The sequence below is a fragment of the Micromonospora sp. WMMD1102 genome (genome assembly GCF_029626265.1).
Lineage (GTDB): Bacteria > Actinomycetota > Actinomycetes > Mycobacteriales > Micromonosporaceae > Plantactinospora.
The window spans coordinates 8,324,038-8,347,427 of the sequence record NZ_JARUBN010000001.1 but is presented as its reverse complement, the minus strand read 5'-3'; the positions used below and the strand labels follow the sequence as shown (position 1 = coordinate 8,347,427).

At 71.4% G+C, this 23,390-nt stretch carries 23 protein-coding genes; 6 read left to right on the top strand and 17 right to left on the bottom strand.

Annotated elements, in window-relative coordinates:
* Positions 1-87: 87 nt before the first annotated feature.
* Positions 88-1,689, bottom strand: a complete 1,602-nt coding sequence (locus tag O7626_RS37970) for a hypothetical protein (protein WP_278065759.1) — start codon at positions 1,687-1,689, stop codon at positions 88-90.
* Positions 1,686-2,438, bottom strand: a complete 753-nt coding sequence (locus O7626_RS37965) for a permease prefix domain 1-containing protein (protein WP_278065758.1) — start codon at positions 2,436-2,438, stop codon at positions 1,686-1,688. Before O7626_RS37965 ends, O7626_RS37970 begins: the two co-directional genes overlap by 4 nt.
* Positions 2,439-3,008: 570 nt before the next feature.
* On the opposite strand from O7626_RS37965, the gene O7626_RS37960 reads away from it, so the two are divergent.
* Positions 3,009-5,237 (top strand): hypothetical protein, encoded by a 2,229-nt coding sequence (locus O7626_RS37960; RefSeq protein WP_278065757.1) that lies wholly within the window; start codon positions 3,009-3,011, stop codon positions 5,235-5,237.
* A gap of 256 nt (positions 5,238-5,493) precedes the next feature.
* Here O7626_RS37960 and O7626_RS37955 read toward each other — a convergent pair whose 3' ends face one another.
* Both O7626_RS37955 and O7626_RS37950 read right to left on the bottom strand, forming a co-directional pair.
* The gene (locus O7626_RS37955; RefSeq protein ID WP_278065756.1) at positions 5,494-6,264 is read right to left on the bottom strand and encodes a DUF1963 domain-containing protein; all 771 of its coding nucleotides are present in this window, start codon (positions 6,262-6,264) and stop codon (positions 5,494-5,496) included.
* 131 nt (positions 6,265-6,395) lie between these two features.
* Complete coding sequence (locus O7626_RS37950) at positions 6,396-7,316, bottom strand: proline dehydrogenase family protein (RefSeq protein WP_278065755.1); 921 nt, start codon at positions 7,314-7,316, stop codon at positions 6,396-6,398.
* A gap of 155 nt (positions 7,317-7,471) precedes the next feature.
* Between O7626_RS37950 and O7626_RS37945 the strand changes: the two genes are divergently transcribed.
* From O7626_RS37945 to O7626_RS37935, 3 genes are read left to right on the top strand one after another with little or no spacing between them, the layout of a single operon-like run.
* Positions 7,472-7,765, top strand: a complete 294-nt coding sequence (locus O7626_RS37945; RefSeq protein WP_278065754.1) for a hypothetical protein — start codon at positions 7,472-7,474, stop codon at positions 7,763-7,765.
* A gap of 2 nt (positions 7,766-7,767) precedes the next feature.
* A complete protein-coding gene (locus tag O7626_RS37940) occupies positions 7,768-8,949 on the top strand; it encodes a glutathionylspermidine synthase family protein (protein WP_278065753.1) in 1,182 nt (393 codons plus the stop codon).
* An 18-nt stretch (positions 8,950-8,967) separates the two neighbouring features.
* On the top strand, positions 8,968-9,576 hold the full coding sequence (locus tag O7626_RS37935) for a CGNR zinc finger domain-containing protein (RefSeq protein WP_278065752.1): 609 nt from the start codon (positions 8,968-8,970) through the stop codon (positions 9,574-9,576).
* A 150-nt stretch (positions 9,577-9,726) separates the two neighbouring features.
* Here the strand turns inward: O7626_RS37935 and O7626_RS37930 are convergent, their stop codons facing one another.
* The 5 genes from O7626_RS37930 to O7626_RS37910 all read right to left on the bottom strand — a co-directional run bounded on the left by O7626_RS37930 (position 9,727) and on the right by O7626_RS37910 (position 14,820).
* On the bottom strand, positions 9,727-10,155 hold the full coding sequence (locus O7626_RS37930; RefSeq protein WP_278065751.1) for a VOC family protein: 429 nt from the start codon (positions 10,153-10,155) through the stop codon (positions 9,727-9,729).
* A gap of 10 nt (positions 10,156-10,165) precedes the next feature.
* The gene (locus O7626_RS37925) at positions 10,166-10,729 is read right to left on the bottom strand and encodes a GNAT family N-acetyltransferase (RefSeq protein ID WP_278065750.1); all 564 of its coding nucleotides are present in this window, start codon (positions 10,727-10,729) and stop codon (positions 10,166-10,168) included.
* A gap of 104 nt (positions 10,730-10,833) precedes the next feature.
* Positions 10,834-12,693, bottom strand: coding sequence for a LamG-like jellyroll fold domain-containing protein (locus tag O7626_RS37920; protein WP_278065749.1), 1,860 nt, complete (start codon positions 12,691-12,693; stop codon positions 10,834-10,836).
* A gap of 76 nt (positions 12,694-12,769) precedes the next feature.
* Positions 12,770-14,068, bottom strand: coding sequence for a serine hydrolase domain-containing protein (locus O7626_RS37915; RefSeq protein ID WP_278065748.1), 1,299 nt, complete (start codon positions 14,066-14,068; stop codon positions 12,770-12,772).
* Between the two features lie 182 nt (positions 14,069-14,250).
* Positions 14,251-14,820, bottom strand: coding sequence for a hypothetical protein (locus O7626_RS37910; protein ID WP_278065747.1), 570 nt, complete (start codon positions 14,818-14,820; stop codon positions 14,251-14,253).
* Positions 14,821-14,965: 145 nt separating this feature from the next.
* Here O7626_RS37910 and O7626_RS37905 point away from each other — a divergent pair, with 145 nt between their 5' ends.
* Positions 14,966-15,292 carry an antibiotic biosynthesis monooxygenase gene (locus tag O7626_RS37905; RefSeq protein WP_278066502.1) on the top strand — a complete coding sequence of 109 codons (327 nt, stop codon included), beginning with the start codon at positions 14,966-14,968 and terminating at the stop codon, positions 15,290-15,292.
* Positions 15,293-15,306: 14 nt separating this feature from the next.
* Here the strand turns inward: O7626_RS37905 and O7626_RS37900 are convergent, their stop codons facing one another.
* The 5 genes from O7626_RS37900 to O7626_RS37880 all read right to left on the bottom strand — a co-directional run bounded on the left by O7626_RS37900 (position 15,307) and on the right by O7626_RS37880 (position 16,974).
* Positions 15,307-15,552 carry a hypothetical protein gene (locus O7626_RS37900; RefSeq protein WP_278065746.1) on the bottom strand — a complete coding sequence of 82 codons (246 nt, stop codon included), beginning with the start codon at positions 15,550-15,552 and terminating at the stop codon, positions 15,307-15,309.
* Positions 15,553-15,663: 111 nt separating this feature from the next.
* Entirely contained in the window at positions 15,664-15,912 is a 249-nt protein-coding gene (locus O7626_RS37895; protein ID WP_278065745.1) for a hypothetical protein, read from the bottom strand.
* Positions 15,909-16,352, bottom strand: a complete 444-nt coding sequence (locus O7626_RS37890) for an SRPBCC domain-containing protein (RefSeq protein WP_278065744.1) — start codon at positions 16,350-16,352, stop codon at positions 15,909-15,911. The genes O7626_RS37895 and O7626_RS37890 overlap by 4 nt, the downstream gene beginning before the upstream one ends.
* Before the next feature lie 164 nt (positions 16,353-16,516).
* Positions 16,517-16,783, bottom strand: coding sequence for a SitI3 family protein (locus O7626_RS37885; RefSeq protein ID WP_278065743.1), 267 nt, complete (start codon positions 16,781-16,783; stop codon positions 16,517-16,519).
* Entirely contained in the window at positions 16,780-16,974 is a 195-nt protein-coding gene (locus O7626_RS37880) for a hypothetical protein (protein WP_278065742.1), read from the bottom strand. The genes O7626_RS37885 and O7626_RS37880 overlap by 4 nt, the downstream gene beginning before the upstream one ends.
* A 60-nt stretch (positions 16,975-17,034) precedes the next feature.
* On the opposite strand from O7626_RS37880, the gene O7626_RS37875 reads away from it, so the two are divergent.
* Positions 17,035-20,160: a DUF3427 domain-containing protein gene (locus O7626_RS37875; RefSeq protein WP_278065741.1), complete on the top strand. Its 3,126-nt coding sequence runs from the start codon at positions 17,035-17,037 to the stop codon at positions 20,158-20,160.
* A gap of 27 nt (positions 20,161-20,187) precedes the next feature.
* Here O7626_RS37875 and O7626_RS37870 read toward each other — a convergent pair whose 3' ends face one another.
* The 3 genes from O7626_RS37870 to O7626_RS37860 form a co-directional block, all read right to left on the bottom strand.
* The gene (locus tag O7626_RS37870; RefSeq protein WP_278066501.1) at positions 20,188-21,498 is read right to left on the bottom strand and encodes an AAA domain-containing protein; all 1,311 of its coding nucleotides are present in this window, start codon (positions 21,496-21,498) and stop codon (positions 20,188-20,190) included.
* Between the two features lie 74 nt (positions 21,499-21,572).
* The gene (locus tag O7626_RS37865; protein WP_278065740.1) at positions 21,573-23,096 is read right to left on the bottom strand and encodes a hypothetical protein; all 1,524 of its coding nucleotides are present in this window, start codon (positions 23,094-23,096) and stop codon (positions 21,573-21,575) included.
* Entirely contained in the window at positions 23,093-23,263 is a 171-nt protein-coding gene (locus O7626_RS37860; protein WP_278065739.1) for a hypothetical protein, read from the bottom strand. Before O7626_RS37860 ends, O7626_RS37865 begins: the two co-directional genes overlap by 4 nt.
* Positions 23,264-23,390 lie beyond the last annotated feature (127 nt).

Genomic DNA, 23,390 nt, shown 5'->3' with positions numbered 1-23,390 from the left:
TGTCAGCCGGGGGGCCACGCCGGTCAGCATGCTGTCAGCCGGCGGGCCGCCCCGGTCAGCATGCTGGCAGTCGGCGGGCCGCGCCGGTCAGCGGGCGGTCTTCTTCGCGTACGCCACGCACTCGTCGTGCAACTTGGCCCAGTCCCGGCCGAACATCTCCCGGGAGGCGTCCACCTCGGACCGGCCGTCGTGCACCACCGCCTTGAAGAAGGCGAGTACCTTCTGCTCGCCGAACCGGTCCACCAGATGCCGTACGGCGAGGTAGCCGACCCCGTAGCTGCCGGCGACGTGCCAGTCCTCGGAGCGGGCGCTCGGCGACACGTCCGCCAGCTCGCCGTTCCAGCCCGACTTCACCAGCCGGTCGACGTCGTCCAGGCTGTCGTACCGGCTCGCCGGCCGGCCACCGGCGGCGGCGTGCTCGGCGAGCCCCTCCACCAGCCACCAGGCGTCGTCGTCGATCCGGCCGGCCCCGGCCAGCGAGGAGGCGTGGGTCAACTCGTGCCGCATCAGGTCCGCGTACTGGCCCGGCACCACGGCCTTGGAGTTGAGCACCAGGTCGTACTGGTCACCGCCGACCGGTACGGCGTATCCGGCGGTCCACTCCGCGCGGTTGCCGCCGTACCAGCGGCTCCACTCGTTCGGGCCGGCGTAGAAGATCAGGTAGCGCTCGGGCGGGGAGCCGTCCACGGCGTACCGGTCGGCGACCTTGGCTGCCCGCTCCCCCTCGCGGAGCAGGTCGGGCAGCCGGTCCCGGAACGCCCGGGGCGCGGCGACCAGGGTACGTTCGCCGATCGAGGCGACCAGTTCGTCGCTCTCCCAGGGTCGGGGGCGGCCCGGCCCGCCGGTCCGGTCGGTGTCGATGGCGAACAGCCGCGGCTGCCCGGCGGTGTCCTTCCACCGGGTGACCATGGTGATCTCGTTCGGCTCGCAGTCCGGGCCGACGAAGCAGTGCGCGACGGTCAGGTTGGCCCGCCACTCGCCGGCGGTGTTGAGTTCGCTCACCCGGCCCAGCAGCTTCGGCTCCCACTTGCTGACCCGCATCGCCCGCAGGGTCCGGAAGTCGCGCCGGAGCTGGCGGGCGATCGCCGTGTTCGGCTGGGCGAGCCCGACGTAGCCCTGTTCGTCGCCGCCGAGCAGCGCCTTCGCCTGACCGTCGAGCAGGCCGCGGATCTGTTCGGTGAGCCAGTCTCCGGTGACCGTGGCCGGGTCGCCGGCCTTGGGACTGGCCACCGCCCCGGCACCGGCGGCCGGGCCGGTCGGGCCGGCGACCCGGTCCAGCAGTACCGCCCCGATCGCCACCGGCGCCGCGCAGAGCAGCAGCGCCACGACGGTCCCGAGTCCCACCCAGAGCGGCCACCGACGGCGACGCGGCGGCGGAAGCAACCCGGCCGGCACCGGGTAGCCGCCGGGCGCCGGATTACCACCAGGTGCCGGATGACCGCCGGGCACCGGGTAGCCGCCAGGAGGCATCGGGTAGCCGCCGACCGGAGGACCGGGGTACGACGGACCGGCCGGGTAGCCGGTGGGCTGGTGACCGCCGAACGGCTGGTCGGCGGCCGGCGGAGGACCGGCCCAGGGCCGATCGGCGGTCGGCGGGGGCCCGCTCCAGGGCTGGTCGGCGGCCGGCGGAGGGGTGCTCGGCGGCTGGTCGTCGGCCGGTGGGCGGTGGCGGTAATCCCCGTCGGTCACGGCCGGAGAGTACGACCAAACGTCCAGCCGCGCGAACCTGCCCCTGCCGGGCCGCTTCCCGAGCCGGCCGCCGGGGGCGTCGACGGGGATTCCGGAACTTCGGCGGCGGCCAGCCAGCACTGCCGGGCCGACCCGAGCAGCAGGGCCGAGGAGGCCACCGAGCCCACCGCGCCGGCCAGCGCCGTCACGCCCCCGCCCTCCGGCGGCAGTACGGCCAGCAGCCCGCCGCAGACCATTGTCACCCCGACCACCACCGAGGCGAGTACGGCGGTCAGCCGGATCGCCGCCGGAGGGATGTCGACATGCCGTGGTCCCCAGCGCAGCAGTACGACCGCGACGAGGGCGGCACCGAGGGCGAGCCCGGCGAAGGTGTCCGTCGTCCGGGCCAGCCACAGGTACGCCGCCCCCGGCTCGGCACCGTCCCAGAAGCGCTGCCAGCCGCCGAGCCGGCCCAGCAGCTCGGAGGCGCCGTACTGCCCGCCGAGCACGCCGACGAGCAGCAGGGCGGTACGCCGTCCCTGTGCCACTGCCAGCACGTCCTGGAGGCCCGCCGCGATCCGCTCGGCGGCACCGAACTCCCGGACGGCCAGCCGTTGCGCCTGCGGGGCGGTCAGCCCGGCGTGCCGGTAACCCTCGGCGGCGTCGGCGAGCGCGTCCCGGATCTCGGCCAGCATGTCAGCCCGCAGTCGGGCGGACCCCCGCAGCCGGTCACCGACCGCCGAGACGTACGTGTCGATCGGCGCGGTCACCGGTCCAGTTTCCTCGTCCCGGTCGCGTGTCGACCATCCGGAGGAACCCTGACCCGGATATCGCCCTTCGTACGCACTCACGACGACAACGCGCTCCTCGACACCACTGCCCCCTCGTGCGCCCGATGTACGAATCGTGCCCGAACTTCACTGCTCCGCCCTGCCGCGACGTACGTCCGGGAAATGCTTGCTATGCAGTTTTCTGCCCGGAAACAGATTGGCGCTATCTGGCCCCGCATCTATCCGATTAGCGCTTTTCCAGCGTGGACCTGCCTGGATTCCACTGATTCGTGGGTTTTCTTCACGAAGGCCCGCCATGCGCCGAACACCACCGTACGGTGACGATAAGTGGCTGCAAACCTATTTGTGGCCCTCCGCGCCCCAGATGGTGCGGCCGTGTCTTGTATTCGAAAGGCAGGGAGCTTGATGTCCGAATTCCAAGGGAGCCACGTCGATCCTGGTCAGTCCACGACGCGGCCAAGAAGGCGGCGGTCCCGGTGGTTCTTAGCCGGGGGCATCGTCGCTGGCAGCCTGGTAGCCGGCGCGGCTGGCCTGACCGGGGTGGCCACGATGGCCGGGGACCAGGGCCTGTCAGGCGTGGACCTCAGGCAGTTGTCCGTGGTCCGCGCCGACAACGACAAGGATGACCACGGCAAGGACCCGGGCAAGGACCACGGGTCCAAGGACCCGAAGGCCGAATCCGGGGGCGAGCAGGGCTCGCACGCCGGTGGCGGGGACTCCGCGGGCGGCAACTGGCAGGACTACTGCAAGCCCGGTGGCGGCTGGCAGGGCCACGGCGACAAGAAGGCCGAGGAGTCGAAGGAGTCGAAGGACCCGAAGGCGGGACCGGCGGCGACCAAGGACCCGAAGGCCGGACCCACGGCAACCAAGGACCCCAAGGCCGGACCGGCCACCGGATCCAAGGACGCCAAGGACAAGCACGAGGACGCCAAGCCGGCACCGACGACGACCCGGGACCCGAAGGCCGGACCCACGGCAACCAAGGACCCCAAGGCCGGACCGGCCACCGGATCCAAGGACGCCAAGGACAAGCACGAGGACGCCAAGCCGGCACCGACGACGACCCGGGACCCGAAGGCCGGACCCACGGCAACCAAGGACCCCAAGGCCGGACCGGCCACCGAGTCCAAGGACGCCAAGGACAAGCACGAGGAGTCCAAGGACTCCGGCTGGCAGGGCGGCTCACAGGGCGGGTCGGGCTGGCAGGGCGGCTCGCAGGGCGGCTCGCAAGGCGGCTCGCAAGGCGGCTCGCAGGGCGGCTCCGGCTGGCAGGGCGGCTCACAGGGCGGCTCGCAAGGCGGCTCGCAGGGCGGCTCCGGCTGGCAGGGTGGCGGCGAGAACGGCTCGTCCGGGGAGGCCCCCGGCTCCGACAGTTCCCGCTGGCACGGCGGATCCCAGGGCGGCAGCCAGAACGGCTCCGGCTCGGAGGGCTCGGGTTGGAACGGCGGGTCCCAGGGCGGCCACGATGGCCGCGAGGGCTGCGAGTCGGACAAGCGCGAGGACTCGGAGAAGCACGAGGACAAGGTGACCTCGGTCCCGTGCGACCCCGACGCGCTGGTCGCCGCACTTGTGCACGCCAACGCCCAGGGCGGTGGCAGTCTGAAGCTCGCGCCGAAGTGCACCTACACGCTCACCGGCTCCGGTGACAGCGGGGAGAAGCACGACGGCAAGGGCGGGAAGGCCACCGACGGCATGCCGGCCGACGCCGCGTCGACCAACGGCAGCGCCGGCGCGTCGGCCAAGACCGGTAAGAACGGTAAGAACGGCAAGACCGACAAGAAGCACGACCGGTCCGGTCTGCCGGTGATCAAGGCGCCGATCAAGATCAAGGGTGAGGGTGCGACCATCACCCGGGACACGTACGCCCACGACTTCCGCTTCTTCACCGTCCGGGACGGTGGCGAGCTGGAGCTGAGCGAGGTCTTCCTGGAGAACGGCCGGGCGGACGAGGGCGGCGCGATCTCGATCGACCACGGCGGTACCGCCACGGTCAAGCGGGTCACGATCTCGGACAGCACCGCTCTCGCCAAGAGCGGCGGCGGCGGCGCGATCTTCAACGACGGCCACCTGGCGATCGTCGAGAGCAAGTTCGAGGACAACAACTCCGCCGGTAACGGCGGCGGCGTCCTCAACGGTGGTGTGCTCACCGTCGAGAAGTCCGAGTTCTTCACCAACAGCGCCGACAAGGCCGGCGGTGGGCTCGCCAACTACCAGGGGGCGGCCGACATCACCAAGAGCGCCTTCGAGCACAACAACGCGGCGGAGGGCGGCGGCATCGCCAGCGTCTCGGCCCGGACCAAGGTCTCGGACGGCGAGGTCAACGGCAACACCGCGAAGGTCGGCGGCGGGCTTTTCAACAAGGACGCCACCCTGACCGTCCGGGGTCTGCACGTCAGCAAGAACCTCGGCACCGGGGACGGCGGCGGCATCGCCACCGTCAAGGGTCTGCTCACGGTGGACGAGAGCAAGATCACCAAGAACACCACCCGGGGCGACGGCGGAGGCATCTTCGCACAGAAGTCCGAGGTGATCGTGCGGCACACCCAGATCACCGAGAACAGCGCCGTCGGCGCCCACTCGGTCGGCGGCGGCATCGCGGTCGAGGGTGGTTCGCTGGTACTCAAGAAGAGCAAGATCGTGGAGAACGACGCCACCAAGAAGGGCGGCGGGCTCTTCGCGGAGCACGGCAGGGTCAAGGTGGACGACGACACCGTGATCAGCAAGAACCGGCCGGACAACTGCGCCGGCACCGAAGAGATCGACAACTGCTTCGCCTGAGTCCCGGCATCGGGGCAGGTGACCGGTGGCGGGTGACCGGTAACGGACACCACGACCGGTGACGGAGCGGACGCATCCGGTCCGTCGGGGGCAACGATCGACAGATCGTTCCCTCGGCGGGCCGGATGCGCGTCCACGGGTACCCGGCGACCGCGGCGCGGCCGTCCACCCAGGCGGGTCCGACGAGCCGGCGGATCGGCGGCGCGGCGAGCCGGCGGATCGGCGGCGCGGCGAGCCGGCGGATCAGGCCGGCGGATCAGGCGACGTCGAGGACCCGGCGTACCCGGGAGAACCGGCCCGCCGCCAGGTCCCGGTCCTCGAGCCAGAAGGAGACGCCGACCAGCTCGCCCCAGGCGGTGCCCTGCTCGGCCTCCAGGGACAGCAGCGGCCGGTGACCGGGCAGCGCCGCCACCGGGCTGTCCGACCAACCCAGCAGCCGGTGCCGGACCGTCGGCAGCCGGTCGCGGATCTCGGTGACCAGGCCCATCACCCGGGGCGGGTCGGTCGAGAAGACCGGCGCCAGTTCCGGGTCCTCGTAGTCCGGTGCGGCCAGCACCGGGGCACCGACCAGCGGCAGCGCCGGGATCACCACCGCGTCCGGCGGCGCGACCCGGTCCGGCTGCCCGACGGGTACGTGCAGCACGGCGCAACCGTCGTCGCCGGGATCCGCCCCGAAGTCGGCGTGGACCCACTCGTCGGCGAAGAAGTGCAGCACCCCGTCCCGGGGCAGCGTCCACTCCGGACCGAGCAGCGGCGCCAGCGCGGCACAGTCGAGCCGGGCCAGCAGCGTCATCGGCCGCCCCTGGTGGTGCGGCCACGGCACCCCCTCCGGCAGCCCGGGAAGCCCGCCGTACCAGCCGGCGACCGGGCCGGCGGACGCACCGTTGCGGGAGCGGGCCGGCACGGCGAGGCCGATCGACGGGCGGACCAGGGCGAGGAGCTGTTCGACCAGGTCGGCAGCGCCCTGCGCCCGGGGCGAGTCGGCGAGGGCGGCACGCAGCGCCGCCATCGCGCGGGAGAAGTCCATGGCGTCCGAGGATGCCAGGCAAACCGGCCGAATCCCAGCCGGACCAACTCATCGACCGGCACCTGCCCGGTGGAGCCGACCGTCGGGTCCCGCCGCCGGGCGGGAGCGGCCCGCCGGGTGCTGTCCCCCGGTTACTTCCGGGTCGCCACGGCGCGGGCGAAGAACGCCAGGTTGGCCGGGCGTTCGGCGAGCCGGCGCATCAGGTAGCCGTACCAGTCGGTGCCGTACGGCAGGTAGACGCGCACGGTCTGGCCGGCTTCGGCGAGCCGGGCCTGCTCGTCCGGGCGTACTCCGTAGAGGAGCTGGAACTCGAACTCCTGCGGGGTGCGGTCGAACCACCGGGACCGGTCCTCGGCGATGGCGATCAGCCGGGGGTCGTGGGTGGCGATCATCGGGTACCCCTGGCCGGAGAGCAGGATGTTGAGGCACCGGACGTACGACTTGTCCACCTCCCGGGCCGACTGGAACGCCACCGACTCCGGCTCGGCGTAGGCGCCCTTGCACAGCCGCACCCGCGAGCCCGCGGTCGCCAGCTCCCGGCAGTCCGCCTCGGTACGCCGCAGGTACGCCTGGAGCACCGCGCCGGTACCCGGAAAGTCCTTGCGCAGTTCGGCCAGGATGTCCAGCGTCGAGTCGGTGGTGGTGTGGTCCTCCATGTCCAGGGTGACCGTGGTGCCGGCCGCCGCGGCGGCGGCGCAGATCGCGTGCGCGTGCTCCCGGGCCAGCCGCTCGTCGAACTTCTGGCCGAGCGCGGAGAGTTTGACGCTGACCTCGGCCGGCGGGGTGAGCCCGGCCTCGGCGAGCCCGCCGAGCAGGTTCAGGTACTCGTCCCGGACGGTGGTGGCCTGGTCGGGGCTGACGGTGTCCTCGCCGAGGTGGTCGAGGGAGACCGCGAGACCGTCGGCGACGAGCTGGCGGGTGGCGCGCAGCGCGTCGTCGGTGCTGGTGCCGGCGACGAACCGGCGTACGACGTCCCGGGTCAGCGGGGCCGTCTCGACGAGCCGCTCGATCCGGGATGACCGGGAGGCGGCGAGGATGACCGATCGGAGCATGAGCCGAGCGTAACGCCCGCCGGTTGCCCGTACCCGACGACCGGAGCCGTCGCGGTGTAAGGACGGGCCCCCGCATATCGTTTTTTGCTGTAGCGGGGGCCCTTCCTTACACCTGTGGGTGTTCGGCAGTGGCGCGGATCGGTTACAACGATCTCGTGGAAAAAGTTTCGCGCCGCCGTCTCCGGTCCGCGAGCGTGCAGCTGGGCGCGCTCACCGCCCTCGCCGTCACCCTCTCCGGGTGCAACCAGGTCGGGGACGACGACGACTGCGACTCCCGGCCGAGCACCCCACGCCCCCGCTCGCTGGCCCTGGCCGAGTACGCCCCGGCCGCTCACGTCCCGGCCGCGTACGCCTCGGCCGAGTCCGGCGGCAGGCCGGCCGGCGGTGCGGCCGAGGTGCTCCCCGAGCGGGGCGGCTTCGGCACCCACCTCGCCTCCTGCGGCGGCTGACGGTGCGCCGGGAGACGAGCACACCTCGCCCGGACTGGTCGGCGACGGTACGCGCCCAGGGCCTCGTCTACGCCGACACCGAGCTGCCGGACGGCGGCCTCATGTCGTACTGGGACGAGAGCGCCTGTTACGCCTTCGACCTCGACGAGGTGCTCCGGCTGGAGGAGGCGACCGAGGAGCTGCACCGGATGTCGGTGGCCGCCGCCGAGCACGTGGTGGCGCGGAACAGGTTCGCCGAGTTCGGCATCCCGGCCTGGGCCGCCGACGCGGTCACCCGGTCGCTGCGCGAGCAGCCGCCCACCCTCTACGGCCGGTTCGACCTCTGGTACGACGGCTCGTGGCCGCCGAAGCTGCTGGAGTACAACGCGGACACCCCGACCGCGCTGGTGGAGGCGTCGGTGATCCAGTGGTACTGGCTGGAGGACACCCGCCCCGAGCTGGACCAGTGGAACAGCGTGCACGAGCGGCTGGTCGCGGCCTGGCAGCGGATCGGCGCCGGCCTGCACGACCCGCTGGTGCACGTCGCCTGGTCGGACGAGGAGGAGACCGGCGAGGACCAGATGACCGCCGGCTATCTCGCCGAGACGGCCCGGCAGGCGGGGTTGAAGACCGAGCTGCTGCCGATGCTCCAGATCGGTTGGGACGGCCGCCGGTTCACCGGCCCGCCCGGTCCGGACGGGGTGAGTCCGCCGATCCTCACCTGCTTCAAGCTCTATCCCTGGGAGTGGATGCTCGCCGAGCCGTACGGCCGCCCGGCACTGGATCCGGGTACCCCGACCACCTGGATCGAGCCGGCCTGGAAGCTGCTGCTGTCCAACAAGGCGCTGCTGGCCGTGCTCTGGGAGCTCTATCCCGACCACCCGTACCTGCTGCCGGCGTACCTCGATTCGCCCCGGGGAATGCCTGAGTACGTCGTGAAGCCGCTGCTGGGCCGGGAGGGCGGTTCGGTCCGGATCGTGACCGCCGACGGAGAGATCGATAATCCAGGCATATACGGCGACGAGCGATGGTGTTACCAACAATTCCGGGCGTTACCGTCGTTTTCGGATAATCACCTTGTGTTGGGCAGTTGGGTGGTGGCCGGCGAGGCGGCCGGCGCCGGACTGCGGGAGAGCCGGAGCCTGATCACCGACGGCTACGCGCGGTTCCTTCCTCACTACGTGGACGCACCACGGGAGCCGTAAGTCGTCTACGGTTGTCGGGTGAACTTCGACGCGTACGCCCGGACCGGGGTCGATCTCGTCAACGCACGACTCGACGATCTCGACGACCTGCGGGCCGTTTTCACCGACGAGCACGGCTGGATGCGCGACGAGGTGACCGAACGGGACGTCGCCGCCTTCCGGCGCGCGCAGAAGCGCCTGCGGGACGTCTTCGAATTCGGTTCCTCGGGACGGGACGCCGACGCGGTGACCGAGCTGAATTCGCTTCTGGAGATCTTTCCCGTCCAGCCACGCATCTCCGGGCACGACGCCAAGGACTGGCACATGCACGTCACCAGTCGGGGTGCCTCGGTGAGCGCCGAGTTCCTCGCCGGTGCCGTCTGGGGCCTGTCGGTCTGGCTGTGCGAGTACGGCAGTTCCCGGTTCGGTGTCTGTGCCGACGACCGGTGCGGCAACGTCTATCTGGACACCTCGTCCAACTGTTGCCGCCGGTTCTGCTCGGAGCGCTGCGCCACCCGGTCGCACGTCGCGGCACATCGGGCCCGTAAGCGGGCCGCGGTGGAGGCGCAGGCGCCGGCCGCCGTGGAGGCGCAGGCGCCGGCCGTGGCGGCAGCTGTCGAGGAGAAGACCCCGGCAACGGTCGGCTGACCATCGCGCGGTGGCGCCCGGCCGACCGGCAGGGGCGCCGCCGCCCATCCGGCGCAGTCACCACTCCCGAGGGTCGACAGCGCCGCCCGGTGCTGCCCTGTCCCGACCCGGGCGCCGGCTGCTCCGGGCTGTCGGCGCCGCGCCGTCCGCTCAGCGCGCACTGTCCAAACTATCTGAACTGTCCGAATCGGCGGGCTGGTCCGGCCAGCTCCGCGCCTCGGCGCGGAACACCTCGGGATCACTCTGCACCGGAATCACGCAGAGCAGGTGCCCGCCGGGCGCGCGGAGCACGTGGCACTCCTGCCAGATCGCCACCTCGGTCGCGCCGAGCGCGACCAGCCGGGCGACCTCGGCGGCGACGTCGTCGGTCTCGATGTCGAGGTGGTAGCGGGCGTCGGCGTCGACCGACTGGATCGCCGTCACCAGGCCGGGGATCGCGCCGCGCAGCGACCTGAACTCCGGCTCGTTCGGCTCCGGCCGGGCCGGTGTGCCGAACACCCCCGACCAGAAGGCCGAGCCGGCGCCGACCTCGGCTTCCGGGATGTCGATGATGACCGCGTAGGTCCGGGACCGGTGCACCAGCAGGACGTTACGCGCGATCCGACCGGGCCGCAGCGCGCGACGTCAGCCAGCCCGGACGCCGGTGAGGTCGAGTCGCCAGTCGTTGGAACGCATCAGCCGCCCCTTCGGGAACTCGAAGTCGGTCTCGCCGAGCAGCTCGAAACCGGCCTTGCGGCAGACCGCGTTCCGAGGCGGCGTTCCCGACCGAGGGATAGGCGTGGGCGTACCGGTGCCTCCGCCGGGCGCGGGCCACCTCCACCACCGCCAGCAGCGCGGCCGTGGCCAGCCCCCTCCCCTGGTACGCCGGCAGGATGTTCCAGCCCATCTCGTAGACCGTCTCGCCGTGCCAGACACGCTCCCAGTAGCCGACGTTGCCGACCGGTGTGCCGTCCGGCAGGGCGACCACCCGGAACATGCAACCCGGGCCGGTACCACCGGATCGGACGTAGCGTTCGTGCCGGGCGAGGAGCTGCCGCTCGGTCTCCGGGCCGCCCAGGTGCCGCTTCATCTCCGGGGTGTTGATCCGGCGGAGCAGGTCGAGGTCGTCCTCGCTCCACGGCTCGATCCGGACCCGACTCGTCTCCTCGGCCACGCCGTCCGACTCTATCGGTCGTCCACCCCGGCAGCGTGCGGTCGCCGACAGGGGTCCAGGCGCTGCTGGGTCCGGGCGCTGGTGGGTCCGGGCGCTGGTGGAGGTCAGGCCAGCAGGAAGCGGTCGGGCGGCAGTGGCCGGTCCGCGATCCGGATGTCCCCGATCCACCCGTAGAAGCCCTGCCACACCACCCGGTCCCGGTGGTACGCCCCGACCAGCCACGGCTCGCCGGCGGTGGCCAGCCCGGACGCCGGGGTGGTGGGGTTGCGCAGCAACCGGGCGCCGTCGACGTAGAGAGTGCTGAGCCGGCCGTCGTTCACCACGGCGACGTGCACCCACTCGCCGGGCCGCAGCTCGTGGCTCCAGTTGGCGACGATGCCGTCGAGTCCGACCGGGAAGACCGCCCACCTCAACGCCATCCCGGCGGAGAAGCCGAGCAGCGCGACCGGCTCCGCCGGGTCGCCCCCGGTCTTGCCGACGTCCCGGCCGGTGCCGGCGCGGCTCAGCACGCACATCCCGGCCGAGTCGGTTTCCCGGACGTCGGGCGGCAGTTTCAGGTACGCCTCGACGGTGTAGCCGTGCGGGAACGTGGCGGCGTTCAGCGGGGCGCCGTCGACGGTACGCAGGTAGCCACCCCGGGGTGGTCGACTGCCGCCGGTGAAGAACAGGCTGGCGTGCGCCGGCTGGTCGGCGTGGTGTTCGGCCGACCAGCGCAGCGCCGCCGGCCCGCTGCCGGGCAGGCTGACCCGGGTCAGCGGATTGCCCCGGCCGGAGAGGTCGTCGATCCGGAAGCTCTCCGGCACCGCCTCGCCGTCCGGCCGCTGGTCGAAGCGCCAGTACGCCACGATCCCGTCGCCGACCACGGTGGCCGGTCCGCGCGGCGGGCGGCGGGTGACCGGGGCGAAGCCGGCGAACCGCTCGGCGAAGTCGACGGCCAGGCTGAACCGGTTGGCCGGGTCGGTCAGCTCGACCTCCCGCCGGGCCGGCGCGGTACGCTCCCGCGGCGGCTGCCCGAGGATCCACGGCGAGAGCGTCTCGACGTCGACGGTGTTCCGGGCCAGGTCGAACGAGTAGAGCCGGAGCATCCCGCTGCCGCCGTAGTACCTGTCCTGGTAGTTGGTGACGTGCACGTGCGTGTCCCGGCCGGCGGAGTTGCGCAGCACCAGCCGGCCCGGCGGCCAGTAGTGCCCGTTCAGGCTGAGGAAGATTTGGTCGCTGTCCCGGACCAGCCGGTCCCAGAGCCGCTGGCCGTGCCCGGCGAGCCAGGTGGCGCCGGTGTGGTCGGCGTCGGCCAGTTCGTGCGTGGTCAGGATCGCCGGGCTGCCCGGATGCGCCGCCAGCACCGACCGGGCCCAGTCGAGGGTGCCGTCCGACGGCCGCCAGTCCAGCGCCAGCAGCAGCCAGTCCCGCCCGGCGGCGGGGACGACGTGGTACGTGTTGTAGCCGTCCGGCGTCGCACCGCCGTACGTCGGCAGGTGGCGGAACCGGTGCGGCCCGAAGACCTCCAGATAGCCGCTCGGCCCGCGTACGTCGTCGGTGCGGGACGGGTCGACGTCGTGGTTCCCACCCAGCACGCTGTACGGCACCCGGTGCCGGTCGAGGATCCCGAAGACCTCGCCGGCTCGGGCCAGCTCGGCGGGGGCGCCGTTCTGCACGATGTCGCCGAGGTGGGCGGTGAAGACGATGTTCCGCTCCGCCCGGTGCGCCACGATCCAGCGTAGCGTCGCGGCCAGCGGCTCCGGGTCGCTCCGCTCACCGTCGAAGAGATACTGGGTGTCCGGGATGACGGCGATGGTGAACCGGGGTGAGCCGGGGTCGGTGCCGGACTCGTCGTCGCCGCCGAGCCGCTGCCAGGCGAGGGTGGCGGGCGGCAGCAGCGCTCCGGCGGTGCCGCCGCTGACCAGCCCGGCTCCGACAAGTCCGGCGCCCTGGAGGAAGTCGCGCCGGCTCGGCTGCTGTGCCATGGACGTCTCCTCGGATCCCGGGACGGTCCGCCGACAGTACGTGCCGACTCGGCGGACCGTCAGGACCCTCGGACCGTCAACTTCGTACGCAGGCTGCCGCCGCCAGCCGCTGGAACTCGTCGGACCCGCCGTCGGAGAGGAAGTCGACGGTCTGGGTCAGCGCGATCGCGATCAGGTCCCGGTTCGGGTCGTTGAACCAGGCGGTGCCGTAGCCGCCCTCCCAGCCGTAGCGGCCCGGCTCGGAAATCTCGTCCGGCACGACGGTGACCCCCATGCCGTAGCCCCAGCCGCGTCCCATCAGCGGGTACGTCCCGGCCGAGGCGAGCTGCTGCGGCGTCAGGTGGTTGGTCGTCAGCAGTCGGACCGATTCCGCCGAGAGCAGGCGCCGGCCGTGCCGGACGCCCCCGTCGAGCAGCATCCGGCTGAACGCCAGGTAGTCGTCGATGGTCGACACCAGCCCAGCGGCGCCGGAGGGGAACGCGGGCGGCCGGGTCCACTCCTGCGGCAGCGAGACCGGCTGTAGCCGCAACTGTCCGGTCGCCGGGTCCGCCGCGTAGAGGCCGGGCATCCGGCGCGCGTCGGCGGCCGGCAGAGAGAATCCCGTGTGTCGCATGCCCAGCGGCCGGAACAGCCGCTCGCGCAGGAATTCCTGCAACGGTCGCCCCGAGGCCCGCGCGACAAGCACACCGAGCACGAGCGACCCGGTGTTGTACTGCCAGCGTTCGCCGGGCTGGTGCATCAACGGCAGGGTGCCGAAGCGCCGGATCCACTCGTCCGGCCCGTGCGGTGTGCGTGGATCCGGCTCCGCCATCACCAGCCGCATTTCCTTCGCGGCCTCGATCACCGGGTACGGCGGCTGGAAACTCGGTTCGAAGATCAGCCCATGGCCCAGCCGGAAGGTCAGGAGGTCTTCGACGGTGACCGGGCGCGACGCCGGAACGGTCTGGTCGAGCGGCCCGTTGACCCGGCTGAGCACGCGCCGACCGGCCAGCTCGGGAAGCAGCCGGTCGACCGGCTCGTGCAGCGCGAGCCGGCCCTCCTCCACCAGCATCATCGCCGCCGCCGCGACGACCGGCTTAGTCATCGAGGCGATCCGGAACGGCGTGTCACGCCGCATCGGCTTGGCGCCGTCCGGCGCCAGGGATCCGAGCGTTCCGACGTGCACCGCGCCCCGGTGGGCGACGAGATAGACGAGCCCGACGAGTTTGCCCTGCGCGACCCGAGCCGCCATGGCGTCGTGCAGGCGGGAGAGACCCGTCCGCCACGGCTGGTGCCCTCCCCCGGTGCCGCCGGCCGACGCCGGCCCGGCCGAAGCGCCCGCCAGCACGCCACCGGTCACCGCCGACACTCCGACCGCGGCCGTACCTCTCAACAACGTTCGCCTGGCTACCACAGAACTCCCTCTGTCTGACGCTTCATCTGGTGTCACGCTCGAACGACGAACCGACCTGCCGTCGCCAGTGGAGCAGGTAGCCGTTTCATCGCGGCTTCACCGGCCTGCCGAGCCGGACCGGCAGTTGACCTGCACGAAGGGGTTCCGGCACGGGCTCCCGTCGTTCAGGCGCAACCCGACCTTCTCGGATACTCGTCCGGCGGATGGTGGTGGACCGACGGGACCAGGCGGCCGTCGCGGGCCGACGGCTTCCGGCCGAGGTGCGGGTCGACCATCGCCAGGTGCCCGTCGCGGGGTACTCCGCCGCCGCGCCAGAGCAGCGGTGACCGGACCCCGTGCTCGAACACGGCGGCGTAGCCGAGCACCGTGCCGGCCAGCACGATCAGGGTCGTCTCCGCACCGGCGAGCAGCAGCGGCCACACCGGGTTGTCGGCCCCGACGACCGCGTCGATGCCGACGCCGTAGAGCAGCACGGCGACACCCAGCAGGGCGACACCCAACCCGTAGGCGTAGCAGCGACGCCACCGGGTCAACGCGACGGAGAAGACGGTGAACGGGACGAGCTGTCCGCAATGTCCGCAGTGGATCGACTGGGCCGCCTTGCCGTGCGCCGGGCGGATCGCGATCCGGGCGGTCTCGCAGTACTGGATGCTGTGCATACCCTGCGCGGACGGGCGGTCGAGGACGTGCCCGGCTTCGAGCCGGACACGGTCCATGACGCGCCAGAACGCCACCGAGGTCCTCCCGCAGCCCAGACATCCATGTACGACTATCCTGGCACATTTCGCCATCGACGCACCGGGATGGTCGGCACGGCTGGACAGGCACCGTGTTGGATGGCACCGGCATTGACGGCTCGGGAAGGAACGGGTGGCGACGATGATCGCGCGGATGTGGCAGGGATGGGCTCCGGTGGCGACGGCGGACGACTACGAGCGTCACTACCGGTCCGAGGTCGCCGAACACCTCCAGCAGGTCCCCGGCTTCTCCGGTGCCCGTCTGTTGCGCCGACAGGACGGCGACGAGGTCCTGTTCACCTCGCTCACCTTCTTCGCCAGCATGGACGACGTACGCGCGTTCGCCGGAGAGGATCCGGAGCGGGCTGTCGTCGCGGAGCCGGCCCGGCGGGTGCTGACCCGCTGGGACGAGCGGGTCAGCCACCACGACGTCTCGGCCGACTTCGAGGGGCACGTCGGTCGCCGTTAGTGGGCGGCGCAGGGTCAGGGGTGGTCGACCAGCCGCTCGCAGCGCCGGCTGCCGGCGCCGGCGCGGGGCTCGCCGATCGGGGCGTCACACCAGATTCGGGTACGCGTCGACTGCTCGTCCTCCTCCGACACGGTCGCCTCCCCGAAGTCGAGTACGGGCATATGTGCCAGGGAGGTGCGCAGCGCGACGAGCAGTTCGACGGCCGCCTGCCGCTCGGTGAGGGTGGTCGGCAGGTGGATCACCCAGTTCGCCGCGCTCACCAGTAACCGCCGTTGCGGGGCTGCTGGTCCTGCTCCGTGCTGTCGACGGGGCGCCGCCCGGTGACAGGCCGGGATGGTGGCGGCGATTCCGGGGCAGGTGGGTCGGCGAACTTACAGATCGGGTCCGGCGGTGACCTCCAGGTCGCAGATCTCGTGCCCAATTGCCGTGCGGTACGACGCGATCCACCTCTCCAGCCGGCCGGTCGGATCCTCGTCGCAGCGGACGAACGGGCCGACCGCGTCGTACAGCACAAGGTCTTCGTGGTAGGCGGTGGCCGCCGTGCCGGCATCGCGGCGGCCGAAGGCGCGGGTCCTGGCCTCCAGCAGCTCGCGAATCTGCCGCTCGCTGTCCGCCGTCATCGCTGGGCCACGTGCCGGCCGAGGGCGTCCAACCAGTCACCGGTGCCCTGCTCGCGCCACCCGGGCTGTTCCTGGTCGTCCAGGAAGGTGCCCTGTTCGGTGAGCACCAGGCGCGTCCCGTCACCGTCGCGGGCGAACTGCACAGTGGTCAGCGACACGGTCGAGAGGACCCGGTCACCGAACAGGGCGGTGGTGTAGACGATGCGCTCGCCGGGGACGATGTCGTGGTATTCGCTCCGCGCGACGAGGTCGGCCGGGACGCTGCCGTGTACGGCCTCGGTGCCGCCGACCCGGAAGTCCAGCGTGTAGCGGTCGTCCTCGGCCGCGAACCACTTCGCCTTCGTGTCGCGGTCGGACCAAGCCGCGAAGACCGCGGCGGGTGCGGCGGCGTAGGTCCGCTCCAGCATGAACGTGCTGTGTTTCACCGAGTGTCCGGTCATGATCCTGGCTCCTTCTTCTGGTCGTCGAGGACCGCGCCGAGGCGGTCCAGGCGGTGCTCCCACGCCGTGCGCTGGCGCCGCAACCCTTAAGTTTCTGCACAGCTCGCGGCACTGGACGCCGCGCCGGCAACCCCCACCGGCCGGGGTTGCCGTCTCTGCCGGAGCTACAGCAGGGGCTGCGGCAGGCGGCGACTCTCCAGGCCGGCGACCAACTGCCGCATACCGGACATCTCTGCCCAGTCCTCCCAGTCGCTGTCGATCCCACCGGGGCCCTGCACCCGCTGCAGGATGATCCGCTCGCCGTTGTACAGCAGCAAGCCGTACGCCGGATAGTCGTTGAAGAACGCCAGTACCACCCGGATCATCGCCCGGGTGGCATCGTCACGCGCGTCTTCGGTGGCCCGGTTCGACAACCGAAACGTCGCGGTCACCCGATGGTCGAAGCCGAGGATGTTGGCGCCGGCGACAGCTCGTCCGGATCTTCCTCGCGAGCGGTCACGTCAAGCGCGTCACACCGGACGAAGTTGCCCAGGACCTCGCCGCCGGTGGCATTCGCGATGAAAGTCCGAAGCTTTTCGGCCGCCAGGTCGGCGGAGGCGTACAGCACGTATTCCATTGCCATGAGCGGTGCCTATCTTACGAGTCCATCCAACGCAACGGACGAGCCGCTAGCCTCTCCGAGGTGACGGAGCTGGCGCGGGGCATCTACGAACACCTCATCACCAACAGGCTCGCGAGCAAGCTTCGGGCCTTCGATCCGGAACTGGTCGAACGAGCCGACCTTGACCCAGCGGATGCCCACGTCGTGCTGGCACGGCATATCACCACCCTGGTCCAACGCGCGCTGCGCTCCGTCGGCGGCAGCGACAGCGAGCGACTCGCCAGGCAGATCGAGATGGCCAACCGCATCGCCGAGCGCATCGCCGACATCGAGCCGCGAGCGGTCGGGAACGATGACCAGCTGGCTGAGGCGCACCGGCAGCTCCTCACGGCCATTGCGCAGCCTCCGACACCACCAGCCGCGCCGCAGTTCCCCGTCCGGCCTACCACTCCGCTGTCAACCGGCGCTCTCCTGGTCAACGGGCGGCATCAGCCACGCATCGGCCATGAGGTCAACGCCGAGATGGCCTCGGCAGACCATGTCGACCTGCTCTGCGCCTTCATCACCTGGTACGGCGTACGCATGCTGGAACGATCCGTCCGGGAGTTGATCGCTCGGGGCGGCCGTCTCCGAGTCATCACCACGACCTACCTCGGCGCTACTGACCAACGCGCAGTGGATCGGCTCTCCGAACTGGGCGCCGAAGTCAAGGTGTCGTACGAGACGAAGACCACCCGGCTGCACGCCAAAGCCTGGCTCTTTCGCCGGGCCAGTGGGGTCGTCACCGCGTACGTCGGCTCCTCTAACCTGTCCCGCGCAGCTCTGGTCGACGGCCTGGAGTGGAATGTCCGGGTCTCCAGTCTTGAGCAGCCACATGTCACCAACACCTTCGAGGCGACGTTCACCGACTACTGGAACGATCCGGCCTTTGAGGCGTACGACCCGGCGGAGCATGGCGACCGGCTCCGTCAGGCTCTACGGCATGAACGCCGGCAACGGCTCCCGCGCGTTCACCGGCTGATCGACACCGCCGAGGCCGACATCGAGATCACGAACATCGACGTCCACCCGTACGGTTACCAGCGGGAAATCCTCGCCGACCTCGAAGCCGAGCGACTGGTCCACGGCCGCCACCGCAACCTGGTGGTAATGGCCACTGGCACCGGCAAGACGGTGGTCGCCGCCCTGGACTACCGCCGTCTCCGGAACGACCGCAAGGTTGACAGCCTGCTCTTCATCGCACACCAGGAGCAGATCCTCCGACAGAGCCGCTCGGTCTTCCGGCAAGTACTGCACCAGGGCAGCTTCGGCGAGGTGCTGGTCGGGGGCGAGAAACCACGCGACTGGCGGCACGTCTTCGCCTCGATCCAATCCCTGCACCGGCTCGGCGACGGAGACCTGCCACCCAACCGGTTTGACATGGTGATCGTCGACGAGTTCCACCACGCCGAAGCACCCACGTACTCCCGCGTCCTGAAACGGCTCGAACCCCGGGTGCTCCTCGGCCTGACCGCGACACCGGACCGGGCGGACGGCGGCGACGTGCGTCGCTGGTTCGACGGACGAACAGCAGTCGAGCTGCACCTGTGGGAAGCGCTCGAACGACAACTCCTGGCACCCTTTCAATACTTCGGGCTGCATGACGACGTCGACTTGTCGACGCTGCGCTGGCGGCGCGGCCAGGGCTATGACCCAAGTGAGCTGAGCGGGCTCTACACCGGCAACCAGGCGCGCACCTCGAAGATCCTGCGAGCCGTACGCGACAAGGTGGATGTCGCGCAGATGCGGGCATTGGCCTTCTGCGTCAGCGTCGTCCACGCCGAGCGCATGGCCGAGTCGTTCGATCGTTCCGGGGTACGGTCCGCAGCCGTGACCTCGCGCCTCGACACAGATCAACGCAGGCGTTTGATCGACCAGTTCCGCCGAGGCGAGCTGCGGGTTCTTTTCACCGTCGACCTGTTCAACGAGGGCGTCGACCTGCCTATGGTCAACACGATCCTGATGCTGCGCCCCACCGAGAGCGCGACGATCTTTCTTCAGCAGCTCGGTCGGGGCCTGCGTCTTGACGAGGGCAAAGGCTGCCTTACCGTGCTCGACTTCATCGGCGGTCAGCACGCCAACTTCCGCTTCGACCTCCGATGGCGGGCACTGACCGGCGTCAGCCGCCGAGGACTGCCCCAGGCTGTCGCAGACGACTTCCCTCACCTGCCCAGCGGCTGTCACATCGAACTCGACCGGGTAGCAAAGGACATCGTCCTGGCCAACATCAAGGCCGCGCTGCCCACCTCGACGGCCTACCTCAGCAAGGAGCTACAGGAGCTCGGAGATGTCAGCCTCGCCGACTTCCTGCGCGAGACCGGCCTGGAGCTGGATGACATCTACCGTCGCAAGAGCCTCGGCGGCTGGACCGGGCTCCGTCGCCGAGCCGGCCTGTGCGATGGCCCTGTCGGATCAGATGACGTAGCCCTTGGCGCCGCCATCGGTCGCATGCTGCACCTGGACGACCCGGACCGCCTCGCCATGCTTCGCCGGGTCGCCGCCAAGCGACGCCCGAGCGGTGGACGATTGGCAAACCTTCTGCACATCATGTTGTGGGGCAACAAGATCCCGCTCGATCGCACGGAGGAAGGGCTGCGGCGACTCTGGGCGCACTCCGACCGGTGCGACGAACTCGTCCAGCTGGCTGACGTGCTGGAAGACCGCATCCACCGGCTCACGCCCGGACCGGTCTCGGCGACCGTCCCGCTACGAGTGCACGCCCGATACAGCCGTGACGAAGCCTGTGCCGGCTTCGGCGTACCCAACCCGACCCAGCTTCGCGAGGGCGTCAAGTGGGTCCCGGAAGAGCAGGCCGATCTCTTTTTCGTCACGCTCCGCAAGTCTGAGCACCACTATTCTCCCACCACCATGTACGCCGACCGAGCCATCACCGACGAGTTCTTCCAATGGGAGTCGCAGAGCACCACGTCGGCGGCGTCTCCGACCGGACAGCGGTACATCCGCCATGCCGAGATCGGGTCGACCGTGCATCTCTTCGTGCGGGAGACGAAGGTCCGGGACGGCGACCTCGGCGCGCCGCCGTACTTGTATGCCGGCCGAATGACCTACGACTCGCACACCGGCAGTCGACCGATGCGGGTGCTGTGGCGGCTCGACAGTCCGCTCCCACCGGACGTCTATGCGACTGCCCGGAGTATCGCGGCCTGAGGCCAGCTCGCCTCCGCCGTACCGAAGTCAAGCGCGCGCTGGACGGCTCGCGACATGTGCCAGCACCGACTGGTTGGCTTCCCAGCCGTCGGGGAACCTGACCGGTACGTTCAGGTGCACCGGCTCGGTCGACGGATGGGCGTCCAGCAGCTCGGCGATCCCCGCCCGCGCCACCACCACACACGCGTGCCGGTGCCGCGACACCAGCACACACAACCGCCCCGCCTCCAGGTGGAACGCGGTGGCGTCCCGCCGCCCCGACAGCGGATGCAGCACGATCACCACGTCGTACTCGCGCCCCTGCAACCGGTTCGCCGTGTCCACCGTGATCCCCGCGCCGGCCGCCCCGAGCCGCGCCCGGACCGCCGCCACCTGGTCCCGGTGCGCCGCCCCCACCGCGATCCGGTCAGCGGTCACCGGAACACCCTCGGGAGCACGCTCCGACACCGCCACCGCACCCCGCTCCAACACCCGCAACGCCAACCGCGCACAGGCGTCCGCCGCCTCCGAATCCGTCCGCAGTGTGTGCCGGGCCGGCAGCTCGTACAACGCCCACCCACCAGCCGCCGCCAGCTCCAACGCCTCGTCCACCGGCCCGCCACCGAACCCGGCCGTCGCAAAAGACAGAGATCGCTGAGCAGCAGTAGTCCCGGCCGAGAAGCCGGTGAACGGATAGAACGCCTCGGCCACCACCGGGGCGGCCGAGGCCGACAGCCGCCACGAGACCGGCAACCGGTGTACCGGCAGGTCCGGGTTGTGCCGCAGCAGCGCCGCCACCGCCGACTGCATCGGATCCCAGGTCAGCCCGGTCCAGCGTTCCGTCTCCACCGTCGAGAACGGATCCAGCTGCCCGGGGTCACCGACGAACAACGCCCGGTCGAACCGGCCGGCCACCCGCAGCAGGGCGTCGGACCGCATCTGGTACGCCTCGTCCACGATCGCCCACGGCCAGCGTCCCTCGGAGACCAGCGCCCACTTGGCCGCCGTACCGATGATCACGGACGACCCGCCCAGGTCCGCGACCTTCGCCGCGACCCGGACCGTCGAATAGTTCCTGATCCGGTCCGTCGCCGTGTACTCGTTCGCAGACAGCCGCCCGATCGGCAGCTCCGGCTTCGCCCGCGCCAGCCGGTCGATCAGGTCGTCGACCTGCTCGTTGGTCTGGGCGATCACGATCAGCGGCTCGCCCGCCTCGGCCAGCTCGCCCGCCGCCCGCACCACGAGCGTCGACTTCCCGGCCCCCGGGGGCGAGTCGACCACCACCCCCCGGTGGTCCCCGTTCCGCAGGTCTGCCAGCACCTCCTCGACCACCCGCCGGGCCGCCTCACCCGGCGGCAGCGCCAACCGTCCAGCTCCACCACCGGGCAGCACAGCTCCACCACCGGGCACGAACAGGCCAGGAGGAGCAGAACTCACGACCACTCCTCCCGGGCGTCGTCGGCGCTCGGCGCGACCGGCTCCTCGTACGCCTGCGGCGGCCCGCCGTGGGTCCACGGCGTCTCGTCCCGGCTCGGGAACTCCCCCGGCGGCATGAAGGAGTCGGAGAGCGTCGTGTAGCAGAGCCGGTCCCCCAGCTCCGGCACGCTCCCCGGCGCCGGGGTCAGCGACCGCCCCAACCCACCCGACAACTCCAGCACCACGTCGTTCCGCCCCGAGGCCGGATCAGGTGTGACGAAGACGACCCGGGCCCGCTGCCCCGGCCGGTTCGGCGAGTGCAGCACCGTCCCCACCGGCACCAGCACCACGTCCGCCGTCGTCACCTGGATCCGGGGCCGCAGCACCCGCCGCTTCCCGCTGTCGTCGATCCGGTTCGGGGCCGCCAGCGTCACCTCACCGACGAAAGCCTCCCCGGTCAGCCGGTGATCGGCCATCACCAGCGGGTCGTCGTAGGCGCGCTGCACGGCGTACGACTGTGCCGCCCGTTCCAGCCGGTGCAGCCGGTGCGCCGCGTTGACCGCCCCGTCGCGGCGCGGCTGCGGATGGCCGCCACCGTCCACATAGAGCGCGAAATTGCCGAACACGTCCCGGTCCTCGGCCCAGCGACCGGCCACCCGCGCCCCGGCCGGCAGTCCCCGGAGCAGCGCCACGCCCCGCCACATCAGCTCCCAGGTCGGCCGAAGCTGCGACCGCACGGCTTCTTCGAGTACGCCCAGAGCCCGGGACCGAAGTGCCTCGTCGCCACTCGCCGCCGCCTCCTCGTAGCCGGTCATCGCCGGCGCCAGGATCTCGTTGTCGAAGGTCGGGTCGGTGACCGGCCCGGCCGGCGGCCAGCGCAGCGGGTCCTCGGCCGCCGCGGCCGCGTCGGCACCGGTGCGCCCGTCGACCGGGTCGATCCAGGCCAGCAACGCCGCCAGGTGCGCGTCCTCAAGCGCGGACTGCCCGGTCGCCCAGTGCAGTCCGAGCGCCTCGGTCATCGCCAGCAGCATTCCCGAGCCGGGATGTTCGGCCCGGTCGGCCAGGAACGTCAGCCACTGCCCGAGCAGCGGCACCGACGGGTGCACCGGATAGTCCCCGTCGGTACGCCGGAACCGGGTCGACCGCCCGAAGAGCCGGACGAAGCCGATCCCGGCCGAGTTGGGCACCAGTACCTGCGGCGCGTCGACGTACCGGTAGCGAACCTCCCTGCCCCGGTTGGCCGTGACCGCCTCGGTGACACCCCGGAAGCTGTCCAGATAGGGCAGCAGCACCTCGGCCAGCTCGGCGGCGAAGCCGAACCGCTGGTCCCGGTTACGCGGCTGCGGCACCACCAGCAGCGTCGGCGCGGCCGGGTCGTCGCCGACCAGTGCGGCCAGCGGCGCGTTCGCCTCGCCGGCCATGCTCAGCGGGATGAAGACCAGCGGCCGGTCGCTTACGTGCAGGTGGCGCACGGTGGTGATCCGCTGGGCGCGCCCGGCCGCCACCGCCTCGGCCCGGGCCAGCGCGGTCAGGGTACTCACACCGCCCCGACCGCCGCTCCCGCTCCCGCCGCCGTCGGCAGCGGCTCGGCGCGGAGCCGGGCCGGCACCGCGCGGCGCGGGCCCGGGTCGCGGGCCGGCACCGCGCGGCGGATCTCGGCTCGGCGGGCGTCGACCCTGCCTTCCAGCACTTCCACGGACCCGGCCACGAGCCGGAGAGTACAAGTTCCAGTGTTCTCCAGCAATCACCCGGATCCCGTGGCGTCGACGAACCTCCCCGGGGCAGAGCCCGTCCAAGCGGGACCCGTCAGCCGGGCACCAGGACCGCCCGACGGC

Bases quoted from the DNA above. Each gene is read 5' to 3' on its own strand.
- O7626_RS37960 (WP_278065757.1), top strand. From the start codon at position 3,009: ATGGCCGGGGACCAGGGCCTGTCAGGCGTGGACCTCAGGCAGTTGTCC.
- O7626_RS37955 (WP_278065756.1), bottom strand. From the start codon at position 6,264: ATGGACTTCTCCCGCGCGATGGCGGCGCTGCGTGCCGCCCTCGCCGAC.
- O7626_RS37950 (WP_278065755.1), bottom strand. From the start codon at position 7,316: ATGCTCCGATCGGTCATCCTCGCCGCCTCCCGGTCATCCCGGATCGAG.
- O7626_RS37920 (WP_278065749.1), bottom strand. From the start codon at position 12,693: ATGGCACAGCAGCCGAGCCGGCGCGACTTCCTCCAGGGCGCCGGACTT.
- O7626_RS37905 (WP_278066502.1), top strand. From the start codon at position 14,966: ATGATCGCGCGGATGTGGCAGGGATGGGCTCCGGTGGCGACGGCGGAC.
- O7626_RS37895 (WP_278065745.1), bottom strand. From the start codon at position 15,912: ATGACGGCGGACAGCGAGCGGCAGATTCGCGAGCTGCTGGAGGCCAGG.
- O7626_RS37890 (WP_278065744.1), bottom strand. From the start codon at position 16,352: ATGACCGGACACTCGGTGAAACACAGCACGTTCATGCTGGAGCGGACC.
- O7626_RS37880 (WP_278065742.1), bottom strand. From the start codon at position 16,974: ATGGCAATGGAATACGTGCTGTACGCCTCCGCCGACCTGGCGGCCGAA.